The sequence below is a fragment of the Eubacterium uniforme genome (assembly GCF_900167115.1).
GTDB lineage: Bacteria > Bacillota > Clostridia > Lachnospirales > Lachnospiraceae > Eubacterium_S > Eubacterium_S uniforme.
In genome coordinates, this window is sequence record NZ_FUXZ01000012.1 from 24,233 (window position 1) to 43,443 (window position 19,211).

The following is a 19,211-nucleotide window of genomic DNA, read 5'->3' on the forward strand; positions in this document are numbered from 1 at the left end:
ATACTTAGTATCAAAATGATGCTAAGAAATAAAAGAGAGATATTTAGTTAGGAGAAAAAGATGTTTAAAGATGAAGTAAAGGGTTTAATTAAAGGTAAGTCAAAAGAGGAGATTTATATCGAATTATTAAGACTTACAAAAAGAATGGCAGAAGAAAAAGGAAATATAGAAAGTAAGAAGAAATTATACTATATTTCAGCAGAGTTTTTAATTGGAAAACTCTTATCAAATAATCTTATTAATTTGGGAATTTATGATGATGTAAAAGAAGCGCTTTTAGAAGAAGGAATTAATATAAGTGAGATTGAAGAAATTGAAAATGAACCTTCACTTGGTAATGGTGGTCTTGGAAGATTAGCAGCATGCTTCCTTGATTCGATTGCAACATTGGGGCTTTGTGGTGATGGCGTAGGTCTTAATTATCATGATGGTTTATTTAAACAGGAATTTAGGGATAATCTTCAGAAAGAGTTACCTAATCCATGGATTGAGAATGAATCAATTCTTAAGAAAACTGATATTTCATATGATATTAACTTCGGTAATTGTAGTGTTAAGTCTGTTCTTTATGAGATTGATGTAATAGGTTATGATAACAAGAAGAATACTCTTAAGTTATTTGATGTTGAAAGCGTTGATGAATCTATTATTCATGATGATAGCATTGATTTTAACAAAGAGGATATTAAGAAGAATTTAACTTTATTTTTATATCCTGATGATTCAGATGATGCAGGAAGACTTCTTAGAATTTATCAGCAGTACTTTATGGTAAGTAATGCGGCTCATATTATTATTGATGAAGCTAAGGCTAAGGGAAGTAACTTGCATGATTTTTATGAATATGCTGTAGTTCAGATTAATGATACACATCCAACTATGGTTATTCCAGAACTTATTAGATTATTAGGTGAACAAGGCATTGACTTTGATGAAGCTACTGATATTGTTTCAAAGATGTGTGCGTATACAAATCATACTATTTTGGCAGAAGCTTTAGAAAAATGGCCTATTGCTTATCTTGAACAGGTTGTTCCAATGCTTATGCCTATTATCAGAAAGCTTGATGAAAAGATTAAGGCAAAGTATGATGATAAGAGACTTTCAATAATTGATGATGAAGGAAGAGTTCATATGGCTCATATCGACATCCATTATTGCTATAGCGTAAATGGTGTTGCAGCACTTCATACTGATATTTTGAAAAAATCAGAACTTAAGGTATTTGCTGATATTTATCCTGATAAGTTTAATAATAAGACAAATGGTATTACATTTAGAAGATGGCTTTTACATTGTAACCATGAACTTACTGATTTTATTACAGAGAAAATCGGCGACGGATTCAAGAAGGATGCTGATGAATTAAAGAAACTTGAAAGTTTCCTTGGTGATGATGAAGTCCTTTCACGAATTGATGATATTAAGAAAAATAAGAAGAATGAATTCGTTGCTTATATAAAAAATAAAGAGGGTGTTGATATTAATCCTGATTCTATTTTTGATGTTCAGGTTAAGCGTCTTCATGAATATAAGCGTCAGCAGATGAATCTTTTATATGCAATATATAAGTATAAGCAAATCAAAGCTGGTAATATTCCCAAACGCCCAATTACTATGATTTTTGGCGCTAAGGCAGCTCCTGCATATACAATTGCAAAAGACATTATTCATGCGATTATCTGTCTTTCAAAGGTGATAGAGAACGACCCACAGGTAAGAGATCATCTTAAGGTTGTTATGCTTGAAAACTATAATGTTACATACGCTGAAAAGGTTATTCCAGCAGCTGATATTTCAGAGCAGATTTCACTTGCAAGTAAGGAAGCATCTGGAACAGGTAATATGAAGTTTATGCTTAATGGTGCTATTACACTTGGAACACTTGATGGTGCTAATGTTGAAATAAATGATTTCGTTGGTAATGATAATATATACATTTTCGGTAAGAAGAGTGATGAAATCATCGAGCATTATGCAAAGGCTGATTATTGCTCAGAGAAGATTTATGATGATAACCCAGAGATTGCAACTTTAGTTGATTTTCTTGTAAATAAGGAGATGCTTAAGGTTGGTAAGTGGGATAATCTTTCAAGATTGTATATGGAAATAGTTAACAAGGACTGGTTTATGGCTCTTATAGATATTAAAGAGTATATTGAAACTAAGGAAAAAGTTTATGCTGACTATGAAGATAGAAAGTCATGGGAGAAGAAGATGCTTGTTAATATAGCAAATGCTGGATTTTTCTCATCTGATAGAACTATCGCTCAATATAACGATGATATATGGCATTTATAGAAACGAAAATAATAAATAATTTACGTATGCATTTGCTGTGAGATATATACGTAAATATAGGTTTTTACATAGGAAAACTACTTTTGTTATTTTGCATACAAAAGTAGTTTTTTTTTGTGCAAATTGCAAGTTAACAGATTTGACAAATATTGATATAATTGAGGAAGCGACACTTTATTTATAAGTGAGAGAACGAAAAAAGAAAAAGGAGGTTTTTTATGGCGGGCGAGTATTACGATGTTTTATTTAATAAGTTGTATTCAGATTTGCAGAATGTTGCGGACGTTATGGGTGTAAAAGATTTGAAAGCTTATTTCAAACCTCATGGAGGAGTAAGATCTCACGAAATCTTCAGAAGTTTTGCAATAGCGCTTCAAGGAAGTACCACCATGCAAAGTAAAATAAAGATGAATGATGAGGAGGGTGAAAACTACAAAATCGTTCGAGATGTTTTATTTGACTTTGACGTTTATAAGTCAGCGGACACATATAGTACTTGGGAGGATATCTATAAGGCTATATTAGATGCTGGTATTAAAGATGAAAAACCTAAAGAGGATAAGGACACAGCATGGCAGAAATATAGTAAAGGATTATTTGATGGCATCACATTGTTTTATAAGAAAGTGGACGGACGACACGGTGTTGATAGAATTAGATCCTTGGTATATGTTGATGTATGCGAATTAGATGATGATGAGATGGGCATGATTATTGATACAATAAAGGCTATCTCAAAGAAAATCAGAGGAATGGGATTCGCTCTTACTTGTGAATGGCTTAAAGAGTGCGGTTGTACATATATCGCAAAACCTGAAGCTTTCTTAAAGAAGACTATAGAGTATATTGTAGATCCTGAATGTGAAAGAACAGTTAAGGATGAGGAAGTTCTTAAGGAAGTATTCAAATGGGTTAAGACAACTAATGCCAAGAGAAAGAAAGATAAAGTTACAGCTTATCAGATTGATAGAATAATTTATCTATTATGTACAGGTGATTTCTATCTAGATAGTTGTAAATTTGGTAGAGAAATAGTTAACCGTGAAATCGATAGTCTTAGACAGGATAAGGAAGATGATAAGACAGAGAAAGTTGACGATACGGAAGAAGCAGAAGGCAAGGATAAATAGCATGTTTTTAAACGTGAAATTTGTCATAATTTGAAATTCGGTGTTGACGGATTTAAAAATAATATGTTATAGTTAGCATAACGAAAGTTAAATAAACCTTTGCAAAAGGGAGTAGTTAGCAAGCATTTGCTTGTATTCGAAATCGTCAGTACGGTTGTAATCATTCGATAGAACAACCCGGTTAGAATTGAAATAACGAGACTTTTGCCAGTTAGAAATAACTGGCAGGAGTCTCTTTTTATTTACCTATTTTCAAAATGGGTAAGCCTATTAGAACATGGTTAATGTGGAAGGAATTAGCATAGGCTAACTTATTGATAAATAGTTTCAATAAATTCGCTTGACGAATAAAATTAATATGATTATAATAACAATGAAACATATGAACAATCATTCATATGTAAAATGTTTTTCAAATTGCATGATAATCAACACATGATTTATGAAGAGGGAATAGATTATGGTTGATGGTTAAATAAAAATAGGGGCTTCCCGAAGGAGGATAATATGTGTGATGAGAAGAAATTCTTAGAGGTGGTAGACCTTAAGAAAAGTTTTGGAGAGGGAGAAACAAAACAAGAAGTATTAAGAGGGATGAATTTTTCGATTGCAAAAGGTGAGTTTTGTGTTTTGCTTGGCCCTTCAGGTTCAGGTAAATCAACACTATTAAATATTATTGGGGGAATTGATAATCCGGATAGTGGATACATTTCAATTGATGGTGATAAGCTTGATGAAATGAATGAAAAGGCATTAACACAGTATAGAAGAAAGCATCTTGGATATGTATTCCAGTTATACAATTTAATTCCAAATTTAAATGTAAAAGAAAATATTGAAGTTGGTGCATACCTTTCAGATAATCCACTTGATATTGATGATCTTTTAAAAACACTTGGACTATTTGAACACAGATATAAATTACCTAATCAGTTATCAGGTGGTCAGCAGCAGAGAGTTTCAATTGGACGTGCAATTGTAAAGAATCCAAATATCTTACTTTGTGATGAACCTACAGGAGCACTAGATTATACAACTTCAAAAGAAATCTTAAAACTTATTGAAGATGTAAATCAGAAATATGGAAATACAATCATAATGGTTACTCATAATGAGGCAGTTAAAAATATGGCTGATCACGTAATAAAACTTCGTGATGGTATTATAAGACACAATGATATTAACGAGAATAAGGTTTCTGCAACAGACCTTGACTGGTAGAAAGGAAATGAACTATGAGAAATCCATTAGTGAAAAGATTACCTAAAGAGCTTTTAGGTGATTTTAAGAAATATATGATAATGTTTTTGTTTTTGATACTTATGATTGCTATGGGAGCAGGTGATTTGGTTGCTTCATTCAGTATGAATAAGTCATTTGATGAAACAAAAGAAAAGTATAATCTTGAAGATGGAAATTTTAGATTATACGATAAAGCAAGTGATAAATTTGTTGAGAATATTAACAAAAAAGGTGTTAAAGTTTATGAGAATTTTTATAAAGAATTAGAAGAGTTTGATGATGAAGATGGTAAGGCAGATGCTACAGTAAGAATCTTCAAAAATAGAACTGAAATTAACAAAGTTTGTATTATGGAGGGAAGACTTCCTAAAGCAGATGATGAGATTTGTATAGATAGATTACATGCTGATTATAAGGATATTAAAGTTGGAGATACAATAGGAGTTGATGGTAAGAAGTTTAAAGTTGTAGGCTTTGTTTCATTATCAGATTACAACTGCTTATTCCAAAATAATGAAGACATGATGTTTGATGCAGATAAGTTTAATGTTGCCATTGTTAATGATAGTTTCTTTGATAATGATACACACAAAGTTTACTATAATTACTCATGGATTTATGATAATGCTCCAGAGAATAAGAAAGAAGAAAAGAAAGTATCAGATAAGTTATTAGAAGACATTATTGCTGAAGCTACGGCAACAGAAAATAGAGTCGATGGATTTATTCCGGAATATCAGAATCAGGCTACTAATTTCGCTAAGGATGATGTTGGTAAGGATTCAGTATTTGTTAAATATATTTTATATGTACTTATTGCAGTAGTCGCATTTATATTTGCTATTACAATTAATAATACAATCGAGAAAGAATCTGCTGTAATTGGCACACTTAGAGCATCAGGATATACAAGAACAGAGCTGTTAGTTCATTATATGTCGATTCCTGTTTTTGTAACTTTACTAGGAGCTGCCATAGGTAATATACTTGGTTATACATGTATGAAAAATGTTATAGCAAATATGTACTATAATTCATATTCATTACCTACATTTGAGACACTTTGGAATCAGGATGCTTTTATTTTAACAACTGTTGTTCCAGTTGTACTTACTATCATTATTAACTTTATTATGATTTCAAAGAAGTTAAGATTATCACCTCTTAGATTTTTAAGACATGATTTATCAACAAGTAAGAAAAAGAAAGCAATGAGACTTCCAAGAATTAGTTTCTTTGGAAGATTCAGACTTAGAATTATTTTACAGAATATAATTAGTTATTTTGTTTTGATATTTGGTATTTTCCTTGCAGGTGTTATGATGTTCTTCTGTAAGGCTGCACCAATAACAATTAATCATTATCAGGATACAGTTGAGGAGCAGTTAGTAGCACCATATCAGTATATATTGAAGCAGAATGTTGATATGGAAGGTAATGTAATTACAACAAGTAATAAAACGGCTAAAAAAGTTTGTATGGAAACACTTATTACTTCAAATAAATACAAGGAAGAAATTATTGTTTATGGAATAGACGATGAGGAATTTAAAGATTTAAAAGATAACGAAGTGTTAGTATCAAATTACTACCAAGATAAGTTTGATCTTAAAGATGGTGAGATACTTAAACTTGAAGAAGAATATGAAGATGGTAAGTATACATTTAAAAACACTGGTATTTATGAAAAAGGTACTGGTATTTCAATATACATGAATCTTGAACAGTTTAGAAAAATCTTTGAAAAGGATGAGAATTTCTTTAATGGATTCCTGTCAGAAACAAAGATTACAGATATTGATGAAAACTATATTTATAGAACAATTACAGTTGATGACATTTTGAAAACATCAAGACAGCTTAACCATTCAATGGGTGACTTTATGGATATATTTGCTGGATTTAGTTTTGGATTTGCAATGCTTTTAATGTATTTATTAACTAAGATTGTTATTGAAAAGAATGAAACATCGATTTCAATGGTCAAAGTATTAGGTTATTCAAATGGTGAGATTAACAGATTATACATGCTGTCAACGACAATGGTTGTTGCTTTTGGAGTAATACTATCAGTTGTTTTAAGCCATGTTTTAATGGCAGTAATTTGGAAGGCATATCTTCTTAATATGCCTGGATGGTTACCATACTATATGCCAGTTAAAAATATTATTGAGGTGGCAGTAGTATTGTTTATAGCTTATGTAATTATCGCAGCATTCGATATGAGAAGAATTAAGAAGATTCCTCTTTCCGCAGCTTTAAAGAATGTTGAATAGGAAAAGAACAGGGACTTTCCACCAAATGGGTGGGAAGTTCTTTGTTTGTGCGGCTATTTGCTGTGATATGACAGAAAATGTGCACTTTTGCTTGAAAATGAAAGGTAATGATAGTAAAATATAGAAGGGTGTTAAGTGATTAGAATAGTGTCTTAAAGAAGTTTCTAATCTGAAAAACGAGGAGGTAGCTTATGCTCGCAACTAACAGACGAGAAAAAATACTTCAGGCGATTAATAATAGTCAGGGTATGACACATGCTCAACTTGTGGAATTACTTGGTATTTCTGAATCAACAATTAGAAGAGATATTAAGTTTTTACATAAAGAAGGTAAGGTCCTTAGAGTGTATGGTGGTGCAATTCCAGTTAGTAATGATGTTACTGTTACTAATTCTGAAATTTCTGTTAAGGAAAAGATGAAACTTAACAAGGAAGAGAAGATTAGAATTGCAAAGTATGCGGCAACGTTAATTAATCCTGGAGATTTTGTATTTATAGATTCTGGTACAACAACTGGTTACATGCTTGGTTTTATTGAAGAGAAGAATGCAACTTATGTTACAAATAGCATAGGTCATGCACGTACTCTTATGAAGAAGGGTATGAAGGTTGTTTTACTAGGTGGAGAAATTAAAGAAAAAACAGAATGTCTTATTGGGGCTGATGCCATTGTGAATTTGCAAAAATATCATTTTACAATTGGATTTTTTGGTGCGAATGGCATTGGTGTTAATTCAGGATTTACAACACCTGATAGTGCTGAAGCAGCAGTTAAGCGTACAGCTATGGAAAAAACTAAGACTGGCAGAAGATACTTACTTGTTGATAATGATAAGTTTGGTAAAATTTGTAATGTTACGTTTTGGGATGGCGCTGGCGTAATTGTTCTTACTGAAAAAGATTTGGATCAGGCTTATAAGAAAGCATTTAAGATTCAGGTTGTGGAAGAAGAATCAGAAGAAGAAAAATAGAAGTACAATACTTAGTATCAAAATGATACTAAGATAAAATATAAAGATAATTAATTGAAAGGAAACGCTATGGAAAAACTTTGGGGCGGTCGTTTCTGTGAAGAAACAGACACATTAGTATACAATTTTAATGCATCAATTACATTTGATAGCAGATTCTATGAACAGGATATCAGAGGTAGCATTGCTCATGTTACAATGCTTGCAAAACAGGGTATTCTTACAGATGAAGAGAAAGAACAGATAGTTAAAGGACTTGAAGGAATCTTAAGTGATATCAATGAAGGAAAACTTGAAATTGATACTACTGCAGAAGACATCCATAGTTTTATAGAAGGAACACTTACAGAAAGAATTGGTAGTGTTGGTAAGAAACTTCATACAGGCAGAAGTCGTAATGATCAGGTTGCACTTGATATGAAACTTTATACAAGAGATGAGATAGTAGCAACTAAGAATTTAGTTCGTGATTTACTTAATACAATTCATGGACTTATGAAAGAACATGTTGAAACATATATGCCAGGTTTTACACATTTACAGAAGGCGCAGCCTTTAACACTTGCACATCATCTTGGTGCATATATGGAAATGTTTAAGAGAGACTATGATAGACTTAGTGATATTTATAAGAGAATGAATGTGTGTCCTCTTGGAAGTGGCGCACTTGCAGGTACTACTTATCCATTAGATAGAGATTATACAGCTTCATTACTTGGATTTGACGGACCAACACTTAACAGTATGGATGGTGTTTCTGATAGAGATTATTTAATTGAATACTTAGATGCAATGGCAATTATCATGATGCATTTAAGTAGATTCTGTGAAGAAATAATTATTTGGAATACAAATGAATATAAATTTGTTGAGATTAGTGATACATATTCAACAGGTTCATCAATTATGCCACAGAAGAAGAACCCTGATATTGCAGAACTTATCAGAGGTAAGGTTGGTAGAGTATATGGTGCACTTAACAGTATGCTTGTAACAATGAAGGGAATTCCTCTTGCATATAATAAGGATATGCAGGAAGATAAGGAACTTACATTTGATGCAATTGATACAACTAAAGGGTGTATTAAACTCTTTGATGGTATGCTTAAATCAATTACATTTAATAAAGAGCGTATGTATAATTCAGCAACTGGTGGTTATACAAATGCAACTGATGCAGCTGATTACCTCGTAAATAAGGGTATGCCATTTAGAGATGCTCATAGAGTAATTGGAGAAATTACAGTTTATTGTATTAATAAAAATTGTGCAATTGATGATATGTCAATTGATGAATTTAAGAAGTTCTCAGAACTCTTTGATGAAGATATTTATGAAGCAATTTCACTTGATACATGCGTTAGAAAGAGACTTACAATTGGAGCACCAGGTCCTGATGCCATGAAGAAAGTAATTGATATTAACGAAAAAATATTAGGTGAGTTAAAATAATTATAGTTAGTATTAAAATGATACTAACTATCGTAAGTGAATAAATCTTAATTTAGCCTCTCCTGGTGGAGAGGCTAAAATTTGGTAGATGGATAATAAAATTAAAAAGATTATAAGATGAGTGATAAAAAAGTGAATAATAAAGTAAAGTATAATAAAGAGAGCAGTAAAACTTTAATATCTAAAAAGTCAAAGAAGTTTACTGGTAATAAAAATGTATCAGAAATACTTGAACTTCTTGATAAAAACTATGGTACGGATGTTATATGTTATCTTAAGTATAATACAGACTGGCAATTGCTTTTTTCTGTTATTTTAAGTGCGCAGTGTACTGATGACAGAGTTAATCAGGTGGCAGTACCGCTTTATGAAAAGTATGATAAGTTAAGTGATTGGGCAAACTTTATGCCTGAGGAACTTGAAAGAAAAATATATTCAATTGGCTTTTACAGAAACAAAGCAAAGAACATTATAAGCTGTGCGAATGATTTGCTCAATAGGTTTGATGGGAAAGTTCCTTCTACAATTGAAGAGTTAACATCACTTGCAGGTGTTGGCAGAAAGACTGCGAATGTTATTCGTGGAAATCTTTATGATGATCCAAGCATAGTTGTGGATACTCACGTAAAACGAATTTCAAACAAACTTGGGTTTACAAAGGAAAGTGATCCTGTGAAGATAGAATATGACTTAATGAAAGTTTTACCAAAGGACCATTGGATTTTATACAATATGCAAATTATAACCTTGGGTAGACAGATTTGTATCGCAAGAAGACCTAAGTGTAGTGAATGTTTTTTGAGAGAGTATTGTCCGTCTTGTGAAGTTTAAAATCTGTTTCTAGAATTGGCTCGAGGGCAGTGCAAACGTAGGTTTTGGCCGAACACACTGGCATTATAGTGATATGAGATAATCTAGTACCACAAAGTATTTAAAATATTTGAAAGGCAAAAAGAAAAATGAAAGTATGTGATTTTGTCGCAGTTGACATAGAAACAACGGGAGTTGCCGTAACAAGGGATAAAATAATTGAAATTGGTGCGGTTAAGATAGTTGATGGAAAAGTGGTTGAGGAGTTTAGTGAACTTATAGATCCGGGAGTTTTGATTCCGCCACTTATTACAAATCTGACTGGAATTACACAGAAAGATGTCGATGGAAAGAGAAATATTAATGATGTAATGGTTGATTTTGTTGAATTTATTGAAGATTATCCACTTTTGGGACATAATATTACATTTGATTATTCATTCCTAAAGCAAAATGCAGCAAATGCATCATTAATCATTGATAACTTAGTTATAGATACTGTTAAGATTTCAAGAAAGAGATATCCTTTCCTTGAAAGTAGAAGATTAAATCATTTATCTAAATACTTAGGTGTGGAACTTGAAAATCATCATAGAGCGTTTGATGATGCGAAGGCGGCTGGTATGATTTACCTTAAAATGGCTGATGAGCAGAATGGATTATGTGATTATCAGAGCGCTAGTAGTGATGAGAAAGTATTTGCTCCATATGTGTATGCGTATAAGCCTAAGAAGCAGTCGCCTATAACAAATGCTCAGAAGAAGTATTTAATTGACCTTTGTAATATTCATGAATTGGAGATGGATTTTGATGTTGAAACCCTTAGTAAGAGCGAAGCATCGAGAAAAATCGACAAAATTTTAAGTCAATACGGCCGAAAATGGTAATATTTTAATATTTTATATGGGAATTAATTGTGTTATAATATAATTTACTGAAAAAATAGATTTACATAAATGTGATGAATAAAATACATTTAGGAAATGAGGGATAGTATGATTAATTTTAACAATCCAAAAACAAGACAAAGATTTTCAGCTATTATAGTTATTATTTTAGTACTTGCTATGGTAGTTACTTTAGCGTTACCAGGACTTTATTAGGAGAAAGAAAATGAAATTTAATAGAAAGCACATTGCATGTCTTTTTGCAATGGCTTCTGTTTTTTGTGTGTTTTCAAGTAAGACATATGCCAATGAAAGCCAGAAGGCTTTAAAGGGCGTATATATTGAAAACATTGATATTGCAAACATGACGGAGGCTGATGCAAAGCGTGCAGTTAAAAGTTATGTTGAAAGTATTTCAGATCAGAAAGTTACATTAGCCATAGGTTCTGAAAAAGTTTCTGTTCAAGCGTCTGAACTTGGATATAAGTGGGCTAACAAGGAAGTTGTTGATGATGCGGTTTCTTATGGTCAGTCTGGTAACATTGTTGCTAGATATAAGGCGAATAAGGATCTTGAACATGGAAACAAGGTATATTCTGTTGAAATGGAAGTTAAGAAGAATATGCTTGAGAGTGGACTTGAAAAGGTAATTGAAGAATTTGGTTCAACAGCGAAGAATGCTTCGCTTGAACTTACAGATAACGGCTTTAAGGTTATTCCTGAAAAGAATGGTTATGTAATTGATAAGGATGAAGCTTCAAAAGTTCTTTATGATTACATGAAGGAAGACTGGGCAACTGATAGTGTTGGACTTGTTAAGCTTCCTACTACTGAGGAGAAAGCACAGGTTACATCTGAAGATTGTGAAAAAGTTTCAGATGAACCGTTAGGTAGTTATACAACAACTTTCTCTGTTTCCACAACAACAGAAAACAGAAATAAAAATATAGAAAATGGATGTAAGAAGCTTGATGGCTTAGTATTATATCCAGGTGATGAGATATCATGTAATGAGATGTTTTTGCCATTTACGGCGGAGAACGGATATTATGAAGCTGGTGCGTTTATTAATGGTGAAGTTTCAACAGATATTGGTGGTGGTATTTGCCAGGTATCAACTACACTTTATAATGCGCTTCTTCGTGCAGAGGTAGAAATAACAGAAAGACTTAATCACTCTATGACTGTTAATTATGTTCCGCTTGCGGCTGATGCAGCAATTACTGGTGATTATAAGGATTTGAAGTTTAAGAATGATACAGATGCTCCGTTATACATAGAAGGTATCTTTAGTTGGGGTGGAAGTATTAAGTTTAATGTATATGGTCATGAAACAAGACCAGCAAATCGTACATTGGAATTTGAATCTGAAACAGTTAGTAAGAAGGAACCTGAGGTTAAAATTACTAAGGATAGTACAAAACCAGAAGGGTACGAAGAGATAGTTACTGCAGGTTATACAGGATATGTTGCTAAACTTTGGAAGTATGTATTTATTGATGGACAGCTTGAAGATAAGATTTTAATAAATACTAGTACATATAAGGCAACTCCGACTGAAAAGATTGTTGGTACTGCTAAGAAGGAAAAGACTACTAAGAAGAAGGATGAGACTAAGAAGGACGGAGAATCTTCTGATGGTTCTGAGGAATCTTCAAGTACAAAGGCTAATGGAGAGTCTACAACACCTGCACAGTCAGAATCAACTACACCTAGACAGTCAGAATCAACTACTTCAAGACGGGAACAAGAAGGTCCAGGTGTAATAGAATAACGTTTATTTTAGTATACGTTGGAAAGATTATTTTATGAATATAAATTCTTTAGGAAAAGTCAAAGAAAGCATAATAAATAGAAGCATATTAAAGAATATGGATGTAATAGGCACATCTGCTACTAAGATAGCTGAAGGTGTTGATGAAATCGAGTATGCATATGCTAAAGCGGTTAACAGTGCGTGGGTTAGTTTATGTAGAAAGCCAAATAAGGTTTCTGTTGCCATTACTCTACCTAGGGAATATGATGAAGAAAAGTTAAAGGATATAGCGAGACTTTGTGATAGGCTTGCTAAGGAGAATGATTTACAGATAAGCGGAGGAAGTACAATTGTATCTAATAAAGTAACAGATGTAATTGTAAGTTTTACGGTATTTTATGATGAAGCCCTAAAAAATCAGAGTGATGATTTTGCAGATAATGTAGATGCAGGTCGAGCGAATGACTTGAAGACTATATTGTTAAAGAAGAAGAAAGAAGTCAAATCAAGAATTGATAGCGAAGATATTTATATATTAATGACTGCATATACTGGCATTGAAGGTACTGCTTATTTGTATGATAATTACAAAGCAAAGATTCATGAAGTTCTTGGAAATTCTTTAGATACTTCCTATGAGAAATTTAAATCCTGGATGAATGTTAGGGATCATGTGGAGACTATCGTAGAAGTTTTAAAAAGTGAAATAAAAGCTAAAAATGATATAAAAAATGAGAATTTTAATGATAATAGGATAAATAATAGGATAAACTTATTCTACATTGATAATTTGGGTACTGGTGGTATCTATGAAGGACTTTCAAATCTTGCATCTTCTTTAAATTGCGGATTTGAAGTTGACCTTAAGAAAATTCCAATAAGACAGGAGACAGTGGAAGCTTGTAATATAATGGATGTAAATCCATATATGATGAGATCGGCGGGTAGCGTGGTATTTGCTACAAGTAATCCTGATGAATATATTAGTAGATTGGAAGATAAAGGAATTCCAGTTAGTATTATTGGAAAGCTTAGTAAGAATAACGATAAAATCATTATGATAGATGATGAGAAAAAATATGTTGAACCTTTTAAAGGTGACGTTTTAAAGAATATACACTGAAAGGGGCTTTTATATGAGAGAGAAGATATTAAATCTTATTGAAAAGAATAGCCGTATTGATTTAGCGGAACTTGCCGTTTTACTTGGAATAAGTGAAGAAGAAGCGGCGAATGAAATAGCTCAGATGGAAAAAGAGAATATCATATGCGGATATTATACAATGATTAATTGGGATAATACTAGCAAGGAAAAAGTTATTGCGCTTATAGAGGTAAAAGTTACTCCACAGCGTGGACTTGGTTTTGACAAAATCGCTGAGAGAATTATCAATTATGATGAAGTTAGTTCATTATACCTTATGTCAGGTGGTTTTGATTTTACAGTTATCATCGAAGGAAAGACTATGAAGCAAGTCGCCTCATTTGTCGCGCATAAGTTAGCGCCACTTGATACTGTACTTAGTACAGCCACACACTTCGTATTAAAGAAGTACAAAGAAAGCGGAACAGTGCTTCCGGACAAAGGAAAAGATGAAAGGATACATGTTACACCATGAGAAATCCACTATCAACAAAAATAGTAGATATTAAGCCATCAGGTATTAGAAAGTTTTTTGATATAGTTAATGAAATGGACGATGCAATTTCACTTGGCGTAGGTGAGCCAGATTTTGATACTCCATGGCATATAAGAGAGGAGGGTATCTTCTCATTAGAATCAGGTAAGACATTTTATACATCTAATACTGGACTTAAAGAATTAAGAAAAGAAATAAGTCATTATCTTTTAAGAAGAATAGGGGTTAAATATGATCCTAATCATCAGGTTATTGTAACTGTTGGTGGTAGTGAGGCAATTGATATTGCTCTTAGAAGTATGTTAGATCCAGGTGATGAGGTTTTAATTCCACAGCCTAGTTATGTTTCATACGAACCATGTACAGTTTTAGCTGATGGTGTTCCGGTTATTATTAACTTAAAAGAAGAGAATGAATTCCGTTTAACTAAAGAGGAATTACTTGAACATATTACAGACAAGACAAAGATTTTAATTTTACCATTCCCTAATAATCCAACAGGTGCAATTATGGAAGAGGATGACCTTAGAGCAATTGCAGAGGTTTGTGTCGAAAAAGATATCTTTGTTTTATCAGATGAAATTTACTCAGAGCTTACATATAAGGGAGAGCATACATCAATTGCAAGAATGCCTGGTATGGCAGAGCGTACAATTGTTATTAATGGTTTTTCTAAGTCGTATGCTATGACTGGTTGGAGACTTGGTTATGCAGCTGGTCCAACACAGATTATTGAGCAGATGTTAAAGATTCACCAATTTGCTATTATGTGTGCTCCAACAACTTCTCAGTATGCAGCTATCGAAGCACTTCGTAACGGAGATAAAGATGTTGCAGACATGAGAGAAAGTTATGATCAAAGAAGAAGATTCTTAATGCATTCATTTAAGAAGATGGGACTTGATTGTTTTGAACCATTCGGTGCGTTCTATGTATTCCCAAGCATTAAGAGATTTGGATTAACTTCGGAGGAATTTGCTACAAGACTTTTGATGGAAGAAAAGGTTGCCGTTGTTCCTGGAACAGCTTTCGGTGATTGTGGTGAAGGATTCCTTAGAATATCATATGCATATTCACTTGCTGATTTAAAGAAAGCATTATCGAAAATTGAGGCATTTGTTGAAAGACTTGATCGTGAAAATAAATAATTATAAAAAACCTGCTAACAAAAGAACAATTCTTTTATTAGCAGGCTTTTTTACGTATTAAGTGGTTCTATTTGAAATTATTGATACATCCAATAAAGATTGGAAGCCCATTTTTGTTATCGTAAATACCATAGATGAAAGGTTCATCCATATTGATTTCAACATCCAATTTAGGTTTTATCATAGCTCCCTTAGTCATGGCAATCGAAGTTGCAGCAGCAGCTTTAACACCTGTTTCTGAAAGTTCAAAGTGGGTTTTATGAATAACCTTGCTAATGTATAAAGGTTCGTTAGTATTTGCAAGAACACTGAAATCTGCTGAAGGAGAGAATGCATTAGTAACGCCTAGGTCTGCTAATGTTTTATTTAAAACTGTATCATAATCAAGTTCAAACTTAGGAAGACCAATATTAGCCATACCATCGATTCCGTATTTGGTCATGATTGTTGAAATATCTTCATTGTCATCTTTCATCTTTTTCATCATCTCTAAAGGTGATAAACCTTTCTGAGATTTCATGGCAAAGAAACTATAATTTTGATCAGCAAATGCTTTTGTAAATCCGATATAATCATTACTTGAAAAATATCCAGCATTCATAGAGTGAAGCATATCAACGTTAGTTGTGCTACCATCAAGATTTTTAAATGGAGCATTTTTAGTGGTATCATGTTCATCAAATTTAACATACCAATCACCTTCAAAAGCAACTGCGTTAATTAGATGCATAACGTCAGAAGGATTAAGCTTATCAAGGATCACTGGAATCATGTCGTTAGTATTTTTCTTAACCCAGTTGTTAATTTCTTCTAATGTATCGTTATTATAAGGTCTCTTATTAATTTCAGAATCATAATATTTTTTTACGATTTCCTTTACATCATTACTGACATCACTAATCTGTGATTCATTAAACCAAATTGAGTTTGCAACATTCCATTCTAATTCTTTTGAGTTCATCATCTTGTCTTTTAAGGTTTTCATATACTCATTTAAATCTTCGACGCTCATGCCACCATTTAAATAAGTTTCCATTTGTTCTTTTGTAGATCCTTTAGCTCCGTTTTCAAGCATGCCAAAATCCATAACAATTGAAAATGGAGAAACTAAAACATTGTTATTTTTATCCACTTCGTTTTCAAGAGTTTTATAAAAAATGTTATTAAAACTATTTGAAAGTGAGGTAGAAGCTACAAGATCAGGATTATTAGGTTCCTCCGGATTAGTAGATGTATTGCTTGGTGTCTCTGGATTACTATTAGTAGGAGTCTCATTAGTAATAGTTGTTGTTTCATTAGTAATAGTTGTTGTTTCATTAGAATTAGTTGTAGTTGTGCCGGTTTTGCTTCCGCATGAACTTAACATTAAAGCAGAAATTAGTGCAGCACTTAATAATAAATTTTTCTTCTTCATAGTGTTTCCTTTCTTTCGTGTATTCTTTATAAATTATTTCTGCCCAGCAAATGTATGCATTTCGCCGATAAATACTGGTAATTTGCTTTCTTCATCTAATATACCATATACAAATGGTTTATTCATAGTAATAGTTATTGGTGTGGAGTCTGCAATTACCACATTTTCATACAAGGAAATTGAAGTAGCAGCTGCAGCCTTAACACCTGTTTCTGAAATCTCAAAATGAGTTTTATGGATTACTTGATTAATGTATGGAGACTTACCGTCACAAAGTTCTGAAAAGTTAGCATCAAGACCAAATGATTTACATATTCCCATGTTGTTAAGAACACCATTTAACTGAATACCATAATCAATACTAAACTTTGGAAGACCAATGTAGGCAGGAGCATCAACTGTGTTCTGTGAAATAATATCTGATATTGATGTACCGTCTTTCTTGGTTTTTTCCATAATTTCTTTAGGAGTTAGATTATCGTTAGCTTGTAAAGCAAAGAATTTATACTTTCCACCCTTGAAGTCTTTAGTAAAACCAAGTAAATCATCAGTTTTGATATAAGAATCTAATTCACAGTGCATCATATCTACTTTAGAAGTTGTTCCATCAAGATTATTAAATATTGTATCTTTTTCAGTATTATCCTTTTCAAATTCTTCGTCCCAGTCTCCTTTAAAAGCGATGGCATTAATAAGATGCATAAAGTCAGTTGGATTAACGTTATTAAGTAGCTTAGGAATCATGCCTGATGTTTCCTTGTTTACCCATTCATTAATTTCATCAACAGTTTCATTTGAATATGGAACAAGATTAACCTCTGAATTATAAATATCTTTAACAAGCTTCTGGTAATCTTTATTTAGACCAGAAGTTTGGTTTTTATTTAACCAGATGGCATTTGCTACATTCCAATCGACATCCTTGCTATTCATCATCGAAGTACGCATAGTCTCCATAAGTTTATTGAGCTCTGAAAGAGGCATGCCACCATTTAAATATTTTTCAAGTTCGTCCAATGTATCACCCTTTGCGCCGTTCTCTAACATACCAAAATCCATAATTACTGAAAATGGTGATATAAGAACATTATCACTACTAGCCTTATCTGGAAGTGTATTTAAAAAGAGATTATCAAAAGATGATGCCATGCTTTTTGGAGCAAATGCATTCTTAACTTCCCTGATTTTTGTAGGCTCATTTTGTATCGGCTTATTAGCATTTCTATTTGTGTTTTGTTCCGATGTAATAGTAGTAGGCTCCTTAGATGTTCTGGTGATTGTTTTAGATCCGCATGAGCCTGCAAGTAGTGCGGATATTAACATTGCGTTTAATAATAAACTTTTCTTTCTCATTTTTTTCGTTCCTTTCTGTGCTGCAATAAGTTATAAATTTTTTCATTACAATTTAGTTTTTCTTTTTCTTTATTCTTTTATTCTTGCTGAACCCATAGCTTCATTTGCATCGTATGCGGTTGCGTAATTATTCATAAATTTTTCATTCTTGTATAAACGGTAATTTTTATAATTTGAGTATACTATTATGAAAGAGTCGCCGTTGTTTTCATAAATCCTTGGACCAGTGAAGTATTTTGTTGAACAATCATATTTATCTATTATTTTCTTTTTCATCGCTTCATCATAGGTCATAGCTTTTTGCTCGTATACTTTATCAATTACTGGATCGTTAAGGTAACCAGCTTCTCCACCGTTTAATATTGTGAGGTCGGCTTTAACATGAAGAAATTCGAAATCTTTTATTTTGATTTCTTCAGGGATTTCCCATTCCACACGATTCCAATCTGTGGTAATAACTTCACTATCTTTATTCGTGTTGTCGGTAGAATTATTATCTCTGCAAAGAAAATATGAATCACCACTTCTAAATAATGTAAATTCAACGTTCTTTTCAGAATCATAAAATAATTGGTCATATACAACTTCGGTTGTAGTCTCTTGTACTGTAGTGTTTGTAATTGGTACCTTTTTAACCTGATGAAAATTATGTTTTTTTGAACTACAGGATGTAGCAAGTATGGTTACCATTAAAAGCGGAATAATTGTTAATTGTTTTTTCATGGTAAATCTCCTTTACAAAAAAATATAAAATGATTAGCAAATGCTATTGGGGATTCTATATATAAGTGCAAAAAAAGATGCAAACTGTTGCATCTTTTTAAAAAAATT

15 protein-coding genes are annotated in these 19,211 nt (G+C 32.4%); 12 read left to right on the plus strand and 3 right to left on the minus strand.

From position 1 onward, the window contains the following. Positions 1-60: 60 nt before the first annotated feature. From B5D16_RS09565 to B5D16_RS09620, 12 genes are all read left to right on the plus strand, one after another. On the plus strand, positions 61-2,301 hold the full coding sequence (locus B5D16_RS09565) for a glycogen/starch/alpha-glucan phosphorylase (RefSeq protein ID WP_078766764.1): 2,241 nt from the start codon (positions 61-63) through the stop codon (positions 2,299-2,301). A gap of 218 nt (positions 2,302-2,519) precedes the next feature. Further along, positions 2,520-3,431 carry a hypothetical protein gene (locus tag B5D16_RS09570; protein ID WP_078766765.1) on the plus strand — a complete coding sequence of 304 codons (912 nt, stop codon included), beginning with the start codon at positions 2,520-2,522 and terminating at the stop codon, positions 3,429-3,431. 507 nt (positions 3,432-3,938) lie between these two features. Then, positions 3,939-4,652, plus strand: a complete 714-nt coding sequence (locus tag B5D16_RS09575) for an ABC transporter ATP-binding protein (protein WP_078766766.1) — start codon at positions 3,939-3,941, stop codon at positions 4,650-4,652. A 14-nt stretch (positions 4,653-4,666) separates the two neighbouring features. Beyond that, positions 4,667-6,949, plus strand: a complete 2,283-nt coding sequence (locus B5D16_RS09580; protein ID WP_078766767.1) for an ABC transporter permease — start codon at positions 4,667-4,669, stop codon at positions 6,947-6,949. 191 nt (positions 6,950-7,140) lie between these two features. Continuing rightward, positions 7,141-7,920, plus strand: coding sequence for a DeoR/GlpR family DNA-binding transcription regulator (locus tag B5D16_RS09585; protein ID WP_078766768.1), 780 nt, complete (start codon positions 7,141-7,143; stop codon positions 7,918-7,920). A 69-nt stretch (positions 7,921-7,989) separates the two neighbouring features. Then, complete coding sequence (argH, locus tag B5D16_RS09590) at positions 7,990-9,372, plus strand: argininosuccinate lyase (protein WP_078766769.1); 1,383 nt, start codon at positions 7,990-7,992, stop codon at positions 9,370-9,372. Between the two features lie 117 nt (positions 9,373-9,489). Then, positions 9,490-10,203: an endonuclease III gene (nth, locus tag B5D16_RS09595; RefSeq protein WP_078766770.1), complete on the plus strand. Its 714-nt coding sequence runs from the start codon at positions 9,490-9,492 to the stop codon at positions 10,201-10,203. A 128-nt stretch (positions 10,204-10,331) separates the two neighbouring features. Beyond that, positions 10,332-11,069: a 3'-5' exonuclease gene (locus B5D16_RS09600; protein WP_078766771.1), complete on the plus strand. Its 738-nt coding sequence runs from the start codon at positions 10,332-10,334 to the stop codon at positions 11,067-11,069. Positions 11,070-11,295: 226 nt separating this feature from the next. Continuing rightward, positions 11,296-12,843 (plus strand): VanW family protein, encoded by a 1,548-nt coding sequence (locus B5D16_RS09605; RefSeq protein ID WP_078766772.1) that lies wholly within the window; start codon positions 11,296-11,298, stop codon positions 12,841-12,843. Between the two features lie 34 nt (positions 12,844-12,877). After that, a complete protein-coding gene (locus B5D16_RS09610; RefSeq protein ID WP_078766773.1) occupies positions 12,878-13,948 on the plus strand; it encodes an AIR synthase-related protein in 1,071 nt (356 codons plus the stop codon). 13 nt (positions 13,949-13,961) lie between these two features. Continuing rightward, on the plus strand, positions 13,962-14,444 hold the full coding sequence (locus B5D16_RS09615) for an Lrp/AsnC family transcriptional regulator (protein ID WP_078766774.1): 483 nt from the start codon (positions 13,962-13,964) through the stop codon (positions 14,442-14,444). Then, positions 14,441-15,613 carry an aminotransferase class I/II-fold pyridoxal phosphate-dependent enzyme gene (locus B5D16_RS09620; protein ID WP_078766775.1) on the plus strand — a complete coding sequence of 391 codons (1,173 nt, stop codon included), beginning with the start codon at positions 14,441-14,443 and terminating at the stop codon, positions 15,611-15,613. Before B5D16_RS09615 ends, B5D16_RS09620 begins: the two co-directional genes overlap by 4 nt. Positions 15,614-15,680: 67 nt before the next feature. Here the strand turns inward: B5D16_RS09620 and B5D16_RS09625 are convergent, their stop codons facing one another. From B5D16_RS09625 to B5D16_RS09635, 3 genes are all read right to left on the minus strand, one after another. Continuing rightward, positions 15,681-17,027, minus strand: coding sequence for a serpin family protein (locus B5D16_RS09625; RefSeq protein ID WP_078766776.1), 1,347 nt, complete (start codon positions 17,025-17,027; stop codon positions 15,681-15,683). A 33-nt stretch (positions 17,028-17,060) separates the two neighbouring features. Continuing rightward, positions 17,061-18,380 carry a serpin family protein gene (locus tag B5D16_RS09630; RefSeq protein ID WP_078766777.1) on the minus strand — a complete coding sequence of 440 codons (1,320 nt, stop codon included), beginning with the start codon at positions 18,378-18,380 and terminating at the stop codon, positions 17,061-17,063. 69 nt (positions 18,381-18,449) lie between these two features. Further along, complete coding sequence (locus tag B5D16_RS09635) at positions 18,450-19,103, minus strand: hypothetical protein (protein ID WP_078766778.1); 654 nt, start codon at positions 19,101-19,103, stop codon at positions 18,450-18,452. Positions 19,104-19,211: the final 108 nt, after the last annotated feature.